General features: G+C 57.0%; 12 protein-coding genes. 4 read left to right on the plus strand and 8 right to left on the minus strand.

All coding sequences use genetic code 11. From position 1 onward, the window contains the following. Nucleotides 1–15: 15 nt before the first annotated feature. The gene (gene tssI, locus G3M63_RS12340) at nucleotides 16–2,118 is read right to left on the minus strand and encodes a type VI secretion system tip protein TssI/VgrG (RefSeq protein ID WP_163983309.1); all 2,103 of its coding nucleotides are present in this window, start codon (nucleotides 2,116–2,118) and stop codon (nucleotides 16–18) included. A 433-nt stretch (nucleotides 2,119–2,551) separates the two neighbouring features. On the opposite strand from tssI, the gene G3M63_RS12345 reads away from it, so the two are divergent. After that, nucleotides 2,552–3,913: an alpha/beta hydrolase gene (locus G3M63_RS12345; RefSeq protein WP_163983310.1), complete on the plus strand. Its 1,362-nt coding sequence runs from the start codon at nucleotides 2,552–2,554 to the stop codon at nucleotides 3,911–3,913. A gap of 127 nt (nucleotides 3,914–4,040) precedes the next feature. Further along, the gene (locus G3M63_RS12350; protein WP_163983311.1) at nucleotides 4,041–6,056 is read left to right on the plus strand and encodes a U32 family peptidase; all 2,016 of its coding nucleotides are present in this window, start codon (nucleotides 4,041–4,043) and stop codon (nucleotides 6,054–6,056) included. A 36-nt stretch (nucleotides 6,057–6,092) separates the two neighbouring features. Here G3M63_RS12350 and G3M63_RS12355 read toward each other — a convergent pair whose 3' ends face one another. Beyond that, nucleotides 6,093–6,419: a thioredoxin family protein gene (locus tag G3M63_RS12355; RefSeq protein ID WP_163983312.1), complete on the minus strand. Its 327-nt coding sequence runs from the start codon at nucleotides 6,417–6,419 to the stop codon at nucleotides 6,093–6,095. A 285-nt stretch (nucleotides 6,420–6,704) separates the two neighbouring features. Here G3M63_RS12355 and G3M63_RS12360 point away from each other — a divergent pair, with 285 nt between their 5' ends. Beyond that, complete coding sequence (locus tag G3M63_RS12360; protein WP_256669805.1) at nucleotides 6,705–7,670, plus strand: alpha/beta fold hydrolase; 966 nt, start codon at nucleotides 6,705–6,707, stop codon at nucleotides 7,668–7,670. A gap of 134 nt (nucleotides 7,671–7,804) precedes the next feature. Here G3M63_RS12360 and G3M63_RS12365 read toward each other — a convergent pair whose 3' ends face one another. Next, nucleotides 7,805–8,233: a hypothetical protein gene (locus tag G3M63_RS12365; protein ID WP_163983313.1), complete on the minus strand. Its 429-nt coding sequence runs from the start codon at nucleotides 8,231–8,233 to the stop codon at nucleotides 7,805–7,807. A 221-nt stretch (nucleotides 8,234–8,454) separates the two neighbouring features. Between G3M63_RS12365 and G3M63_RS12370 the strand changes: the two genes are divergently transcribed. Beyond that, nucleotides 8,455–8,631, plus strand: coding sequence for a hypothetical protein (locus tag G3M63_RS12370; protein ID WP_163983314.1), 177 nt, complete (start codon nucleotides 8,455–8,457; stop codon nucleotides 8,629–8,631). 97 nt (nucleotides 8,632–8,728) lie between these two features. On the opposite strand, the gene G3M63_RS12375 is transcribed toward G3M63_RS12370, so the two are convergent. The 5 genes from G3M63_RS12375 to G3M63_RS12395 form a co-directional block, all read right to left on the minus strand. Then, the gene (locus G3M63_RS12375) at nucleotides 8,729–9,145 is read right to left on the minus strand and encodes a hypothetical protein (protein ID WP_163983315.1); all 417 of its coding nucleotides are present in this window, start codon (nucleotides 9,143–9,145) and stop codon (nucleotides 8,729–8,731) included. After that, on the minus strand, nucleotides 9,142–10,608 hold the full coding sequence (locus G3M63_RS12380; protein WP_163983316.1) for a GMC oxidoreductase: 1,467 nt from the start codon (nucleotides 10,606–10,608) through the stop codon (nucleotides 9,142–9,144). Before G3M63_RS12380 ends, G3M63_RS12375 begins: the two co-directional genes overlap by 4 nt. A gap of 271 nt (nucleotides 10,609–10,879) precedes the next feature. Continuing rightward, nucleotides 10,880–12,934 carry a TonB-dependent siderophore receptor gene (locus tag G3M63_RS12385; protein WP_163983317.1) on the minus strand — a complete coding sequence of 685 codons (2,055 nt, stop codon included), beginning with the start codon at nucleotides 12,932–12,934 and terminating at the stop codon, nucleotides 10,880–10,882. A 592-nt stretch (nucleotides 12,935–13,526) separates the two neighbouring features. Beyond that, nucleotides 13,527–15,242: a diguanylate cyclase gene (locus G3M63_RS12390; protein ID WP_163983318.1), complete on the minus strand. Its 1,716-nt coding sequence runs from the start codon at nucleotides 15,240–15,242 to the stop codon at nucleotides 13,527–13,529. 53 nt (nucleotides 15,243–15,295) lie between these two features. Next, nucleotides 15,296–17,359, minus strand: coding sequence for a PAS domain-containing sensor histidine kinase (locus tag G3M63_RS12395; protein WP_163983319.1), 2,064 nt, complete (start codon nucleotides 17,357–17,359; stop codon nucleotides 15,296–15,298). Nucleotides 17,360–17,506: the final 147 nt, after the last annotated feature.

Below are 17,506 nucleotides of genomic sequence, written 5' to 3' on the forward strand. Positions count from 1 at the left end.
GCTCGGCAACGCTTGTTATACCGGACATGCACCCTCCATGCAGGCTTCGCAAACAGGGCAGCGGCTGGCTCCCAGTTCACGCGCTGTCAGTGCCATGGAGCGTTGAGCGCTGGCAAGAGTTGGTCGGGAAAGTGCAGTTGGCGTGGCGTTGGCCCCGGCTGGCCTGGTCAGTTCACCTGTCTTGTCGGTATCTGCCGGCACAGGAACCGCTGGACGCAACACATTAGCTCCCGAGCCTTTACCTGGATGACCGCCCGCATTCAAGCGGATAGCCGGCCCATTCAGACTCACCCCGGCCGGGGTAATGGTTATGAAGCTCCCCCCGGCTTGCAGGGTCAGCTCGGCGCCGGCTTCGATGACCATTTTCTGCCCGGCTTTGAGGTGGATTTCGCGACCGGCTTTGAGCAGATGCGCTTTGCCGAGCTGGATGTGCTGGTTGTTGCCTACGGTAAGGTGGTCGTCATCTTTGAGTTCGGTTTTGCGATCGCCGTGGGTGGTGTGGTGTTGCTCTGCGAGCAGTTCGGTATAGCTGTTGGCTTCGACGCGGTCGTGGCGCTCGTTGCCGACGCGGATCTTTTGATCGTGCTGGATGTTCTGGTCCCAGTCGCGCTGGGCGTGGATGAAGATCTGTTCTTCGTCCTTTTTGTCTTCGATGCGCAGCTCGTTGAAGCCGTCACCGCCGGGGCTGCTCAGGGTTTTGAAGACGGTGCGGGTTTTATTGTCGGGCAGGTGATAGGGAACCTGATGTTCATTGTGGTACAGGCAGCCGGTAACCAGCGGTTGATCCGGATCGCCCTCCAGAAAGCTGACCAACACCTCCATACCGACCCGGGGGATGGCTACACTGCCGTAGCGATCACCAGCCCAGCTGCTTGCCACCCTGAGCCAGCAGCTGGGCTTGTCATTGGCCTGGCCAAGGCGGTCCCAATGAAACTGCACCTTGATGCGACCGTATTGATCGCAATGTATTTCTTCGTCTTCAGGACCCGTTACCACGGCACTTTGGCTGCCGCGAATACGTGGTTTGGCGTGCACCATCGGCGGGCGATAGGGAACGTCCCAGGGTGTCGCGGTGAAATGGTTGCGGTAGCCCTGCGTAAAACCATCTTCGGATTTAGCGTCGCTAATAACGGACTCTTCCAGCACCTGCGGCTGCTTGCCCTCGTGCCGAATGTCGGTCAGCAGCCATAGGTCATTCCAATCCTGCCGCGAATGCCCGTTCAGAGCGAGAAAGTGGCCACTGACCAGCAGGGGTTGATCGCTTTCACCGCTCGCCTGTCGAAAGTCGCTGCGGTGGCGTTCCAGACTGATCGTAGCCAGTTCGCTCCCGCGCTGGCGGTCAGTGAACCGGCAGGGATAATCGTAATCCTCCAGGTCAGGCAGCGTCTTGCTCCGAGCATCGCTTTGCATCAGCAGGCGTGGTTTTTCAAAGTCGTAGTCGCGGCGGGTGACACGGCTGGGGCGCGTTTCCAGGCGCAGCGCGAAGCGCTTGATCACCGGCTCGTCGGCCACCATGCCGTTGCCCTGATCGAAACCGGTCGGTGCCAGCGTGGGGAAAACAGTTTGATTATCGCCAAAGACCAGTAGATGCCCGTCTGGCGCATGCTGGAAGTGATAATGGATGCCTTCTTCTTCACATAGTCGCTGAATGAAGTGCAGATCGGTTTCGTTATATTGAGTGCAGTAAACGCGCTCCGGACCTTCATTGAGGAGCTGAAAGCGAAAAGCTTCGCCATGGATGCCGTGCTCGTGCAGAACGCTGGAGATGATCTGCGGCACGGTCTGGTGCTGGAAGATGCGTGGATTACGGGCATGTTGCAGATAGGCAAGGTGCGGCACGAGCGTCAGGCTATAACGGGTCAGGCGTTTGCCGGCTTCACGCTGGGCGATGCTGTGGATCAGCCCGTGAACGCCCTTGCTCTCGCCAGCGAAGTTCAGAAACGCCGGCACATGCAGCAGGTCTTCAATATTCAGGTCAGGTTGTTCGCTGACCAGTTCAACCTCGAAGCAGTAGGGCTTTGACAGGCTCTCCTGACCATTGAAAGCCAGCACCTTGAAATCGTGGTCATCACCTTGAATGCGGAGGGTGAAATGCGGGGTGTTTGCAGATGAAAACATCCGTTGTTCCTTGTGCAAGTCCGTTGCAGAGCTAACGATAAGCGCTCGATCGTCACCTTTAGATGGCACGTATTGTCTCGAATAGCGACGGGGAAGGCTGTGAGTCAGTCGGCACAACCGTAATGGATGGATAAATCAGGTTGGATGCACGCGGGATTCGGGACAATCGTCCGGGCGGTGGTAGAAGTATCAATTGCAATGATGGAGAAGCCTTTTGTTGAAGACTTGACTATTGTTGTAAGTGCGCTGGGCTCAGATGCCCGCGGATAACAAAACTAATAAGAAATAACAATGGAGGTTTACCTTGCGCACTCAACATTGGTACTCGGCCGCCGTGCCCATGGCACTTTCAGCAATTGTGTTGAGCGGTTGTTTAAGCAGTGGTGGCGGAAGTTCTGACAAGCCAGCAGCACCGGGTTCAGGAACGCCCGAAGTGACACGGGAGCATGACGAACGCTCTTTTACAGCAGAGCTCCCAGCAGCAACGGACCGTCCCTCTGCGCTTAGTGGTGCCGACATCTATTTCGGTAAATATGACGGTCTGCAGGGCGATGCGCTCTACGCATTTGAAGTGCCTGACGGCTGGGATGGTGACGGTCTGATCATGTGGACGCGGGGCTACGGTGGCGAAAACCTGGAGCTGGGGCTCTCCATGCCGGGCGCAGCCTGGCGCCAAGCCGTGATCGATGCGGGCTACGCCTGGGCCGCGTCGTCCTATTCCGCCAACTGGTACGACGCTCGTGCGGGTATCGAAGATACCAACAAACTGGCGCTGAATGTGGTGGAGTATGTCGAGCGCGATTATGGTGAGAGATTCTCCACGCCCGGCCAGTATCTGATCTCGGGCGCATCGCTGGGCGGTCACGTTGCCGCTGCATCTGTAGATCGGGAGAACATGGAGCGCACCCAATTCAAGGTCGACTACGCTGGTGCTGCTCCCTTATGCCAGTCAGAGCAGAATCAATTCCAGTGGCTGGGCGACTACCCAAGGGTAATGATGGAGCTGTCTGGCTACGGTAATGAAGATTACTCAAGTTTCCCCGAGCTGGTCGGAACTTTTCATCCGCAAGGACCGCTAATTCAACCCGGACCAATGGTTAATGCGTTGTTCGATCAAAAAGCGGGTGGCTTACCGGACTGGTCATCGCCCAAAAGCATCGAGGGTCAGCGTTTGATGGCCATCGCCGAGAACCTGACTGGGGGCGAGCGTCCGATTTTCGAATTCGGTTTTGACAGCGTCCTTCAGAGCATTGTGTTGGGAACGGGTGGTTCCGCAGGCGATATCAACGGCATCCTGGCTCGCAACGGCTATGGCAACGAAGACCAGGTCTATCGCTGGACCAACGGTCCGCAACCAACCGCCGAAGAAATCGAATTCAACGAACGTATCGCCCGCGTGAGCGCCGATCCGGATGCTAATCCGCTGCGTGAGGACGGCGTGCGCTGGATTCCTTTGGTCAACGGTGATTTCGACGTACCGGTGCTGACCATGCATACCCTGGGCGACTTCTATGTGCCTTTCCGCCACCAGCAGCTTTACCGTGAGCGAGCCCGGGAAAATGGCAACGACAATCTTCTGGTTCAGCGTGCGATTCGAGCGCCCAGCCATTGCGATTTCTCCGCCGGTGAATACCAGGCGCTCATTGATGACTGGTTGACATGGGTCAACGGCGATGTGGTCGCTGATAAGCCCGAGGGAGATGAAGTGCTTGATCCGGTCGTTGTTGCGGATGACGACTACGGTTGCAGATTCACCGTCGGGCAACGGCCGGGTTTGCCCGCCTGCCCGCTGTGATAACGAGGTCAATCTAAACCAACCATGGCGGCAACCCCGCCATGGTCATTCCAACGATCGCCCGACCGTGCAGCACGCAACCAACCCAGCTACAATTGCCGGCTTCCACGTAGCGCGGTAGCCTCCCATGTCCCTTCCCAAGCATCACCTCGAACTCCTCAGCCCGGCCCGGGATGTGGCCATTGCCCGTGAGGCTATCCTGCATGGCGCGGATGCGGTGTATATCGGCGGCCCGAGCTTCGGTGCCCGGCACAATGCCGAGAACAGCCTGGCTGATATTGCCGAGCTGGTGCGTTTCGCCAAGCTTTTCCATGTACGCATCTTCGTCACGCTCAATACCATCCTGCATGACGATGAACTGGAGCCGGCGCGGCAGTTGATTCATCAGCTGTACGACGCGGGCGTGGATGCGCTGATCATCCAGGACATGGGCGTTATGGAAATGGATCTCCCGCCAATCGAGATCCATGCCAGCACCCAGTGCGATATCCGCAGTCTGGACAAGGCGCATTTCCTGGATAAGGCGGGTTTCTCCCAGCTGGTATTGGCCCGCGAGCTCAACCTGCAGGAGATCAGGGCGATCCATCAGCAAGTCGATTCCACCCTCGAATTCTTCATCCACGGCGCGTTGTGTGTGGCGTTTTCCGGTCAGTGCAATATTTCGCATGCGCAGACCGGCCGTAGCGCCAACCGTGGTGATTGTTCCCAGGCCTGCCGGTTGCCGTACACCCTGAAAGATGAAAGCGGCGGTGTGATCGCCTACGAAAAACATCTGTTGTCGATGAAGGACAACAACCAGTCCGCCAATCTGGATGCCCTGGTCAGTGCAGGCATTCGCTCCTTCAAGATCGAAGGGCGCTACAAGGATATGGGTTATGTGAAGAACATTACCGCCTGGTACCGGCAGCAGCTGGATGCCATTCTTGAGCAGCGCCCGGATCTGGCGCGCGCATCCAGCGGGCGCACCGAGCATTTCTTCGTGCCGGATCCGGACAAGACCTTCCACCGCGGCAGCACCGATTACTTTGTTACCGATCGCAAGATTGATATCGGTGCCTTTGATTCGCCGACCTTTACGGGCCTGGCCGTTGGTCAACTGCAGCAGGTGCACAAGCACGACCTGCTGGCGGTGACCGATACGCCGCTGTCCAATGGCGACGGCTTGAACGTGATGGTCAAACGCGAGGTGGTCGGCTTCCGAGCGAATGTGGCTGAGCCGTTGCGCCAGTTCGAGGAAGACGGGCAGCCGCGCTGGGAATACCGCATCGAGCCAAACGAGCTGCCCGAGCCGCTGCGCCGCGCCCGGCTGCCGCAAACCCTTAGTCGTAATCTGGATCACAATTGGCAACAGGCCTTGCAGAAGGTCTCTGCGGAACGCCGTATCGGTTTGCGCTGGCAGGTCGAACCCGGTGCGGACAGCTTTAAGCTGAGCGCCGTAAGCGAGGAGGGCGTCGTTGCCTCGGGTGAGCTGAGCGGACCCTTCGAGCCCGCCAAGCAAGAGACGAAGGCGCTGGATCAACTACGCGACCTGCTCGGTCAGCTTGGCACAACGCAGTACCACGCCGAGCAGGTCGAGATCGCCGGTGACTTTGTGCCCTTTGTTCCCAATTCACAGCTCAAGGCATTACGCCGTGAGTTGATCGAGCGGTTGAGCGAAGCGCGCGTTGCGGCGTTCCCGCACGGCGGCCGCAAGCCGGTCAGTGTTCCACCGCCAGTGTATCCGCAGTCGCACCTGACGTTTCTGGCTAACGTCTATAACCATAGAGCGCGAACCTTTTATCAGCGTTACGGCGTCGAATTGATCGATGCGGCCTATGAGGCCCATGAAGAGCCTGGCGAAGTGCCGGTGATGATCACCAAGCATTGCTTGCGCTTTTCTTTCAATCTGTGCCCGAAGCAGGCCAAGGGCGTTACCGGAGTGCGTACCAAGGTCGCGCCGATGCAGCTGGTGCATGGAGACGATGTGCTGACCCTGAAGTTCGACTGCAAACCCTGCGAGATGCACGTGATCGGCAAGATGCGCAGCAACATCTTCAACATGGCGCAGCCGGGCAGCGGACAGAACCCGGGTAGCGGACAGAATATTGTCGGCTCCATCACCCCGGAAGACTTGGTCAAGACCATCCGCCGTTCGCCGCGCTGATACCTTAGCCGGTAGAGCTGCCCCCACGACCGCCAGTCATGGATCAATCCGGTCCATTGCCTGGCGGATGGGTTCTGCATCGGTTGGCCTGACCAACCGCTCAACTTCTTCCCCATCCTTCATGAATATCAACGTCGGCCAAAGCTTGACCTTGAACGAGCGGCCGAGTTTACGGCCCGGCCCGTCCTCGATCTTCAGGTGACGCAGGTCGGGATGTCCGGCGAACGCCGAGGCAATATGCCGTTGCGCAGCACTGCAATGGCCGCACCATCCGGTGCCGAATTCGATAACCGTCGCGCCCTGCAGGGCATCAACTTCGGCTCGGGAAGGTGCCTGGGCTGTGTAGGTATTATTCATCGCCATGTTTGATCTCCTGTGTGGTACGTCAGGGACTACCACGCAATGGGCTGGTGATATTTCCATATCTGAGCGTAGTCGGGATTTTTGCACCGAGACACCTCTTCCACCCAAGCGTCATGGGTCTGATAGATTGCTAAGATCGCAGAAGGGTGAGTGGGGCGCCGAACCATAGCCCCGAAGATGTTCGCAGAATGAGCTGTGTGTCATATCGATATTTACCGGTGGGCTGGCGACTCAGCGTTTCCCCAGCTTAAATAGCTCCATTGTCACACTCAAGGGATACCCAAATTGGCCTCTTTCAAGCACGCTTACGTTCACACCAACGGCATCCGCATGCATTACGTCGAGCTAGGGGAGGGGCCCCTGGTCGTTCTGCTGCACGGTTGGCCGGAGTCCTGGTATGCCTGGCGGCATCAGATCGCCGCGCTGGCCGAAGCGGGGTACCGAGTGGTCGCCCCCGACCAGCGTGGATACGGCTATACCGAGGCGCCCGCAGAGATCTGCGATTATGGGATCTTCAATCTGGTGGGCGACGTGGTGGGGCTGGTCAACGCGCTCGGCGAAGAGCAGGCGGCCATCGTAGGACACGATATGGGATCGATTGTCACTTCGGCCGCCGCGTTGCTGCGTCCCGATATGTTCACGCGGGTAGGGCTGCTGAGCGTCCCGTTCATGCAGCGCAAGCCCATTAGGCCGGCGGTGCGTTACGAAATGGCCTCGCAGAAAGCGCATTTCTATCAGGCGTATTTTCAGGCACCGGGTCGGGCAGAAACAGAGCTGAATGAGGACGTGCGCCGCAGTCTGCTTGGCATCCTGTACGACGGGGCCGCTGAGTCACGCATGGATACGGATCAGCCGAAAACCAATATGGTCTTCTTCGACAAAAATACGCGTCTCGTCGACAATCTGACGATCCCTGACGAACTGCCCGGTTGGCTATCCGACGAAGATCTGGGCACTTTCGTTGATCATTTCGAACATTCCGGCTTTCGCGGCGGCATCAACTGGTACCGCAACATGGACCGAAACTGGGCGCAGACGCCGTTCTGGGACGGCGCGCGAATCATCCAGCCGCTGATCTATATCGCTGGCGCCATGGATGGCGTGCTGAAGATAACCGCAGAAGACATCGAAGCCATGGACAGCACGGTGCCCCGCTTACAGGGTAAACACCTCATCGACAACGCCGGGCACTGGGTGCAGCAGGAGCGACCGGAAGAGGTCAGCCGGCTGTTGATTGATTTCCTGAAGTGAATATCCGCTGTCTTTTAGGCACTTAGAACCGGCGCATGCGGACCCGCATGTGAACCGGTTTCACTAAGTAACAGCGGAACGATATGACCAGGCGACCCGGATTCAGGCCGCTTGGTTAGCTAATATCATCCTGATTACTGGAAGTCGTACTTCTTTTCGACCTTTCTTTTTTCAGCCACATACTCGACATTTGTAACCTGACCCAGTGTCAGCTGATTGTCCAGTTCGGACATCTCGCTTGCCAAATCACGCTTGAGTTTTTGTTTGCTGAGATCGTAGTTGATCGCCATGGCGCCGTCGCGCCCACTGATAGGGTCCCATAGGATGGATAAGGGCCAGAACAATAGATTTACTATCCCTAATGCTGGTTCACGCGCATAAAAGGAGCCGCCGCCTGGCAATATACCCAGAACCGCTCCGGCGGTGGGGCTCTTCTCTTCTACCAAAACATTCTCTGACTGCATGGCTCGGTATTCGCGCTCCTGCATGGAGTTCAAGCCGGTGGCGCAGCCACTTGCCAAAGTTACGGCACAAAAAAGACCGGCGATTTTAATGCATTTCATTGATTAGTCCCTAGATGTCCATATGGCTACATTAGCGGCTGTAGCCTTAACCGATAAATCTTCCCTGATATAGCGCGGCCAAACATTTTCTTCAGGCGTACACACCCGCACGCCTGTGATGCGAGCTTCGATCTTGACGCTAATCAGATCGGTACAGGCCCTTACGGCAAGGGCCCGTAGGTTTCAGCGCGATACTAACAGGTGGATGGCACAATGATGCCATGATCCCGAATCAATGCCAACCGGGCGTGGTGGCTTCAGCTGCACCTGCACAGCTGGATCCTGTCATCGGTGGGGCGATTGGCCTGCTGAAGATAACCGGCGAGGACATCGAGGCGACGACCAGCACGGTGCCCCGGCTACAGGGTAAACACCTGATCGACAACGCCGGGCACTGAGTGCAGCAGGAGCGACCGGAAGAGGTCAGCCGGCTGTTGATTGATTTCCTGTTGAAAACGGGAACGCTCAGCTGAGCGGGGCTTGTTGTTGCTCCTGTCAAGAAACCCGCTGAGCGAAGGGGTTGCTGCAGGGGAGCTTGAAGCCTGTGAAGCTGACTGTCGGCACGCCGCCCTGTTGATACTGGCGGAAAAAGTCTGTCGAGGTCATGAAATCTGACACCAGCCGACGTTCGTATAGATTAACCTTGGCCTCGGTATATTCAGTGCTTAGTGGCGTCGCCTTGCGAAGGCGGTGCAGAGCAACAAAGCCCAGTACTTTCTCAGTACCGTAATGCTCGCTGAATGCATCCACGAACTGACGCGCCTGCTCTTCGTCCATGGTGAATTCGCCAACGTACCCGCGCAGCAGCATGTGAATATAGGCATAGGGATCATCCAGCACGGCAACGGTCCCGCCTATTGCGGCTGCGCTTGCTGTGGCTGCAGACAAAATCAGGAAATTGCGCCTGTTCATGCTAACGCTCCCTTGCCATAGAGCAGATCGGCCGCCCGGATGGACATCGCCGCTACGGTTACGCTGGGATTGGAGGCCGAACAGGTAGGGAAGGTCGAGCTGCCCACGACCATCAGGTTGCGTTTGCGATGATGCATCAGGCTATGATCGACTACCGAGCCATCTCCGTCCTCACCCATACGCAGCGTGCCCTGCACGTGCGACTCGGTTATCCGCCAGCGCCTGAAGTGGATGGATTCCACCGGTATCGCCGCCAGCAGTTCGTCGAGATTATTGAGTACATGGTCCAGCCCCTTGCGGCCATACTCGGATGGGCCGGTGTGGTGGATGATGGCCTTGCCGGTGTCAGGATCAACCGTCACCCTGTTATCCAGGCTTGGCAAATCCTCGGTTACGATGTTGAGCGGAAGGAGGTGATGCCATTTGCCTGGCTCGAGCCGCAACCCATGGGGCCAGCGATTTTCGAACCCGACCACGCTGGCGCCGCGCTCCTTCCGGAAATCGCCATCGTAGAAGTAGTAATTGAGCCCGGTACTGATGGTGCTGCCGTTCAGAGCAGCCAGACCATCGAGATAGACCTCAACGTCTGCCCCTATCTGTTCGTGGAGGTTGAGGGCCGTTTCGCCGTAGATAATATCCGAGCGCAACAGAATAGCGGGCGCCTGGATGGCATTGGCCCCCAGCACGAACATATCTCCGTAAACCCTGTACTGCTTGCCCTTTGACTCGAACACTGCCGCAGTGATGGTATCGCCCCGATAGTCCAGCGACTTGACCTCCGAACGTAGGCAAACGTCCACCTTTGGATGGCTGAACAAGGAGGGGAAGCCATTTTCGGCCGTGAACTTGGCATTGGCCGGGCAGTGATAACAGGTTGCATTGGAGCAACACACTCCGCGCTTATTGTTGACCACGCTGGCGCGCCCCGTGGGGACGATAAAATGGTGTTCGGGCATTGCCGCCTTCATCATTTCGTCGACTGTGGTGCCCCTGTGTGGCGGCAGAGGGTAGGGCATGCTGCGAGGCAGAATTCGTGCCATCGCCGGATCGCCGGCAATCGACATCATGGTCTCGACCTGGCAGTAGTAAGGTTCCAGTTCGTCATAGTCGACCGGCCAGTCGTTACTCACCCCGAAGTGGGTTTTCATGTAAAAGTCTTTGGGGTGCAGGCGTGGCGCCTGGGAAAACCAGCAGTTCATGCCGCCGCCCAGGCCGATGGTCATGTTCCAGGGCTTGTCGCCGCGGTTCTCGTAGGTGGAATCCTGGGGAATATCGCTGTTTCGTTGGTCACGGACCTGGGCGGCCCAAGGATAATGATCGCCCCATTCGATCACCAGAGCTCTGCCGGCGATGTGCTTGACCGCTTCGTTCAGAAAGAAAGTGGAGCCGAACCCGGATCCAATAATGATAAGTTCGTAATGCTTGTTCCCTACACGCTCGGGCGATACGCGATTGATATCCATGTCAGAATCCTTGTTTTTCCTCGCACTTGATCAGCAAGTCGATGTCGCTGGATACACTTCACGCCCCCCTTTCCGGAGCGTACTGCTGTCTCCTCGACGCTATCCCTGAATGCTCGAATTACCGGTTTCTTAGCGATTACGACACGCCCTAAATTGCCAAGTTCAAGACCGCCGAGCTGTTCGTAAGGATTCCAATAGAGGTACACCAAGCTGAATGCTCAGCGCAGCAAACAGCCGACAGATGCGCTGGCTGTTTGCTGGAGAATGCCGCTTAGAAATCGTAATTAAGCGCCACTTCAAACGACCGCTCAGGCCCGACGTACACACCCTGACGCAGGCCAGTAATATAGCGCTTGTCGGTAAGGTTCTTGGCCGCAGCCTGCACGCCGAACTGCTCGTTAACCTGATAGCGCGTGGTCAGATCGAACAGGGTATAGGAGGACATTTCACCGCCCCAGATCCCGCCCTCAGCACCCGCCGGTATTGCCTTGACGTTGTCGGGGCTGCCGAACTGTTCGCCCCGATAGTGTGCAGTGAGCGATGAGGCGAACGGACCCTGGACGTAATGAAGGCCAAGGTTAGCGAGGTATTCAGGTGCGTAGGGCAGGCGGTTGCCCTCGAACTCACCCGTGGTGAAATCGGACACCGGTACCCAGGTCAGGTTGGAGTCGACGCTGAAGCCGTGGCCAAGAGCTACGCCCAGTGCGGCTTCAAGGCCGTAATGCTCAGTCTTGCCGGCATTGGACTGCGACAGATTAGGATCACTGTTGCCGGTGACCACCTGATTGCGAAAATCCATGTAGAAGGCAGTCAGCTCGTAATCGATTACGCCGCGCGCCCCGCGCACACCGAACTCGTAATTCGCTGAGCGTTCGCCATCCAGCTTCTGGTCGGCTAGACCATCAAGTGCTACACCGTTGGATGCCGGAGAAAATGCCTTGTATACACCGCCGTACAGTTGCGCTTCAGGAATCAGCTGGTACGTCGCGCCAATGCCGGGCAGCACTTCGGTGTTGCGCGTCGTGGCCGAGGCATCGTCCTCCGTTTTGACGCGGCGCTCCTGTTCGTAGGACTCAATCCGCACACCTGGCGTGACGCTGAAGCGGTCATTGAAGATAATCCGGTTCTGTACGTACCCCGCGACGCTTTCGGCGGAATCGATAATATGACGATCATTGATGCCGCTGCGGTCGTTGGCCCGCGTAGCCCGGATGCGGCGATCATCTGCTTCTTCCTTCATCACTCGTACGCCGAACTCGGCTTCGTTGATCCAGCCGAACAGGTCGTGGTCGAGCGACAGCCGTGATTCGATGCCGTAGCGTTCGAAGGTACGGTTATTGCCGGTCAGGTCGTCGGTGTAGACCCAGCGGCCCGCCGCGTTGGAGGCGGGAGTGTCAACACCGTAGCGCCAGTAGTCCCGCGTCAGCTCACTCCAGTAAGCCAGGGTTTTCAGGGTCGCCCGATCGTTTAGGTGCCATTCATGATTGACATCTATCGCTTTGCGGTCGGTGAGGTAGTAATCGTCTGGCGCGGGGTTATAGGTTCTGCCTGCGCGATAGTCGCCGAGGAACATCCCACGGTACGAGATATTGGCATCGTTCTCGTGCCAGGAAAGCTTCACTCCCAGGTTGTGGTTTTCATTCGGAGCGATACCGGCCTTGAACATCAGATCGGTCATCTCATAGTCGCGGTCGAGCCAGCCGTCGCTGCGCGCGTGGGTCGCAACCAGACCACCAAAAGCATTACCTGCCTCATTACGTCCGCCTGCTTCCAGAGTCGCCTCACGGGTATTCCAAGAACCAACGCGCGCTGATACACCGACGCCGTCGTCGGGCGTCTTGGTGATGTAGTTGATTACCCCGCCGATGGTGGAAGGTCCGTAACGCAGGGACGAGGAGCCTTTGAGTATCTCGATGCCGTCCATGCGCTGGATACGGGGGTTGTAATAACGGTCATTACCAATGAACAGGCCGGGTGCAACCGGTACCCCATCCTCCAGAACCAAAGACTTCGACTCGCTGGCCGACAGACCGCGGATACCGATATTGCTGACAATCGCCGACTCTTCCTCGGTCTTGGTGTTGATGCCCGGCTGTCGGCGCAGAACATCTTCGGTAGACGTCGGCTGGATGCGCTGGATCTCTTCGCTATCGACGATCACCACCGCGCCGGTCTGGCGCGATATCGCATCCTGCTCGGATCCGACTACCTGCATGGAGGGCATTTTCAGCACATTGTCCGACTGGGCGAACGAGACGGCCGGTAAGAGTGAGGCGGCTACTGCAATAGCGAGGGCGTGGGGTGTGGCGAAGGTTGCGGGTTTCATTGCGTCTTCCTGAGCGTGGTTACGAAAGCCTGCGGGCAGGCGTTATCAGCAAGGCGTAATAGTAAAAAGTAATGAGAATGATTGTCAAATACGATAGAGAACAGTTGTCAATATCGATAAGGATGCATTTGGAGGAATCCTGCGTCTCGCAAAGCGGAACAGTTGCGAGTGGGAAGCGGAAGTCAGTACCAGATTGAGTCCATTCACGTGCTGACTGTATAGGTGGAACAGCGTGCACTAAGGATCAGCATATTCTTATCTGAGGCGGAAAGGCTCTGCGCCTACTCACCTGCATTCAGCTGGAGAAGCAGACAGCTGATGACGACCGCAACTGAAAGGAGATCGCCGCAAAACAAGGGCTGGCTGAAGCCGATATCAACAAGCTCGTGTCGCCTGGCGTACCGATGCGGACCTCGGCCGGGGTCACGACATGTCCAGAGAGTTGGAAGCTCGGATTCATTGACTAGCAGGCCAGCGACGACACATTTTTCGATGTGTTCGCTACGCTGCGTGAGCGCAAGCTGAGTCCCTGGCGAACGCTGTCGCATCTTGCTCACCGACTCAAGACAGGCGGTGAGCAAGGTGCGCCAATTCAAACCGCCTGTAGTGTATCGAGCGTTGGTCTGTCAGTGCTCACTCGATTGCGGCCGCTATGTTTGGCGACATACAACGCACGGTCTGCGCGGCCGAGGGCTGCTTCGATCGGCTCATGTCCTATGCTGATTTCCGCAACGCCGATGCTGACGGTTATTCGCACGGTTTTGTCAGTATCGCTCCTTACTTCGAGCGTTTCGGCTGCTGTGCGAACACGCTCAGCACAGCGTTGTGCATCCACCAGTTCCACACCGGGAAGCAGTAAGACGAACTCTTCTCCGCCGAAACGAGCAATCAGGTCCTTTTCGCGGCTGTGCTCTCTCAGGAGCCGCGCCAGCGCGATGATTACCTGGTCGCCGCAGGCATGGCCGTGGGTGTCGTTCACGGTTTTGAAGTGGTCGATGTCCAGCGCCAATAGCGACATGGGCGTCTGGTTGCTCTTGGCAATATCGAGCAGATAATCGGCTTCGGAGAAAAAGAATCGGCGGTTGTGCAGCTTGGTCAGCGGGTCGGTTGAAGCCTGCTTTTTCAGCTCCTCTTGCGAGGAGCGGATGTTTTCCAGAATTCTGATGCGATAGGAAATGATAAAGGCCAGTGTCAGCGCTTCGAGCACAATACCGATGCCCACACCATGAAAGCTCAGATAACTGACGGGAATGATGCCTTTATAGAAAAGGACAGCAATAATGTTGAATGCCACGAAGAAGCTATGACCGATCAGGAAATATTTCGCCAACGGATTGCCTTTCCGATATAGCGATATGCTCACCGAGAAAGTAACAACCATCATCAATGCCGCTAGCGAACTTGCCGGCTTCAGCGCGGCGGCAATGTCATAGATGCCCCAGCCCAGATTGCCGACCAGCAAAACGATGAGAGCTTGAAGCCAGCGATGTTCGGCCGGGTAAATTTTCCCGGTCTCGAAGATTGCCATCATGAACAGCAGCAAAAAAATCGGCATGGTGATCAACGAGATGTTCAATCTGAATACGTGACTGCCGTAAACGTCGAAGACATTGGCTATCAATCCATAAGACAGCGCAATCCACAGCAAGCCCGAGATCAGGTATAGCGAATAGAAGATGTTTTCTTTTCTGCTGGTAGCGAAATAGAGCAAACCGTTGTAGAAGACCAGCGCGAGCAACATGCCGACCATCAGGGCAATATCGAAGTTAACGCTGACCAGGGTATGCCGCGATGCGTATTCATCCAGAACTTCGATGCCAAACCACTGGTGCGAATAGGAATGGCTGCGCAGATAGAATACGGTCGGTTGATCGGCCGACAGGGTGAATGGATAAACAGCCGTGCCGCGGTACATCAGATCGCTGACAGGCGAGTCGTTCAGGTCCAGGCGTTCCCGGCGCAGCAACGTCCCGCCGCGCTCCTCGTAAAACTCCACCGACTGGACGTGATATGCATGGGGCAGGTGGACGAACAGGCGTTGCTCCACTCCGGTGGCATTGGTCAGCACAAGTTTGAACCATGTCACTTTGGCATCCGTGCCGAGTGAGGCTTTATTATCGATCTCCGCGAACGGAAGATGCCTGACCTGCTCGTAGGTCAAAACCTCGGAGTCATCTACATGATAGGCGATGCGAAAGTCTGTCAGATCGACCGGGCCTTCGTCGATTTCGATCTGCGGGGCCGCCCAGGCTGCAGTCGATGTCAACATAACGAGCAGTAATAACCATAGTTGTCTTTGTAGTTCCATCTACGTTGCCTCTTATTAGCGGCAACATGATAGCGAAGAAGGGGGTTGCTACGCTAACGCTTCAACAGCTCTCGAACGCCGGATGCAAGCGTGGCAATGGCGAATGGTTTGGTCAGTATTGCCATTTCGCTTTCGGCGTTGGCGTCCTCGAAGAGCGCCTGCTCGGCATAACCGGTAATGAACAGCACTGGCAGCTTAGGCCGTAGCACGCGCCCTGCATCGGCGAGCTGTCGACCATTCATTCCCCCGGGGAGGCCGACATCCGTCACCAGCAGGTCAATCCGCTGGTCCGATCGCATTATCTCCAGGCCTGCCAAACCGTCTTCGGCCTCAACGGTTTTGTAGCCCAGGTCATGCAGAACGTCGGTCACCAGCATGCGTACGGCGGCCTCGTCATCAACGACCAGAATAGTTTCTCTTGCAGCACCAATGGGCGGGGCTGCTTCGCTTGGGGACGTTCCTTCAGCCCCGGCTACGCTGGCATGACGAGGCAGATAGATAGCGACCTGCGTTCCTGCGCCCGGCGTCGAAGTGAGTCGTACTTGCCCGCCAGATTGCTTGGCGAAGCCATAAATCATCGATAGCCCGAGCCCTGTTCCCATACCGGTGGGCTTGGTCGTGAAGAAGGGGTCGAACGCCCTTGCGGCGACGTCGGGAGACATCCCGCCTCCGGTGTCGCTAACGGTAAGCTGCAGATACTCTCCTGCCGGCATGTCCTGTTCCAATGCACGCTTTTTGCCACAGACGAGACTGCTCGTCTCGATAAGAATCCGGCCGCCTCCAGGCATCGCATCGCGGGCATTGATGCAGAGATTGAGAAGGGCGTTCTCTAGCTGGGATGCATCTACCAACGCTGTCCACCGCTGCGCTGCTTCAACGTGCTTGACCGTTACCATGGGCCCGACAGTCCTGCAGATGAGCTCAAGCATGCCCTTGATCAGCTGGTCGGGATCGACTGGCTGAGGGGCCAGTGTCTGCCTGCGCGAGAACGCAAGCAGACGATGGGTTAGCGATGCTGCGCGCTTGGATGCTTCCTTCGCTGCCACGATGTATCGGTGCACCTGGTCGTGGCGGTTCTGGTCGATCCGCAGGCTGATAAGCTCCAGGCTCGCAGATATTGCGGTCAGCAGGTTGTTGAAATCATGCGCAAGCCCGCCGGTAAGCTGGCCCACCGCCTCCATTTTCTGCGACTGGCGTAGCTGTTCCTGGGCTATTTCCAGTTCGGCCTCGCGCTCCTTTTCCAGCGTGATGTCCCGTCCTGTGGCATAGGTCAGCTTGCCAGCGGGCGCTGCCGCCCAGGCAAACCAGCGCACTGAACCATCCTTGTGTCTGTAGCGGTTGATGATGCGCGGCTGGTGACCCGTCGCCGCAGATTCATAGGCCTTCACTGCAGCGGAATGGTCCTCCGGTATCACGAACTCATTGATGTGATGTCCAACCAATTCAACCGCTGTATAGCCCAACACCCGTGTCCAGGATGGGTTGACGCGTTGGAATATGCCTTTGAAATCAATAATGACCATCAAGTCGGGAGCGGTGTCCCACATCAGGTTCCGCTCTTCCGTGCGGATGCTCACTTCCTCAGTCAACCTGCCATTAAGCTGACGTAGTTGCGTTTCCGCCGCCTCACGCTCGCGTTCGGCGATGACTCTCGAGGTGATTTCAAAGCCCTGGTTATACAGACCTACGATGGTGCCGTCTTCGCCGCGAATCGGGCTGGCGGTGATGTCCCAGAACGTGGTCTCGAGCTGACCATGGCGAACCATCGGCAGCTCCACCTTTCTACGACCGAATCCTTCTCCGGTTTCCATCAATCTGCAGAAAGGCAATTCGACGGCCTTCCATGACATGTCCCATACCTCTGCCACAGGACAGCCCAGCGCAAGGGGATGACGTTCCGCCATGGACTGAATATAAGCGTCGTTATAGAACATTCTCATGTCAGGGCCCCACAGCACGGCGCCGAGCACAGGCGAATTTATACAGATCGAAATGGCTGATTTGAGCGATTGTGGCCAGGTATCGGGCGGGCCGAACGGTGTCCTGCCCCAGTCATGCGCACGCATGCGCGCTCCCATTTCTCCGCCGCCTGAAAGAAAGGAATGTTTGTTATGCATGACCGGATGCTCGTATAGCGTAATGAATCCAAGAGTGCCAAGCATCTGAACGACAGATATGAGGCAGCTCGCATCTCGCACGGCCCGGGGCGGTAGAAGAGGCAGAATGGTATTGCCGGTGAAGTTACCTTGATGACGCAGGGGAGA

The organism is Pseudomonas sp. OIL-1 (genome assembly GCF_010669185.1).
GTDB lineage: Bacteria > Pseudomonadota > Gammaproteobacteria > Pseudomonadales > Pseudomonadaceae > Halopseudomonas > Halopseudomonas profundi.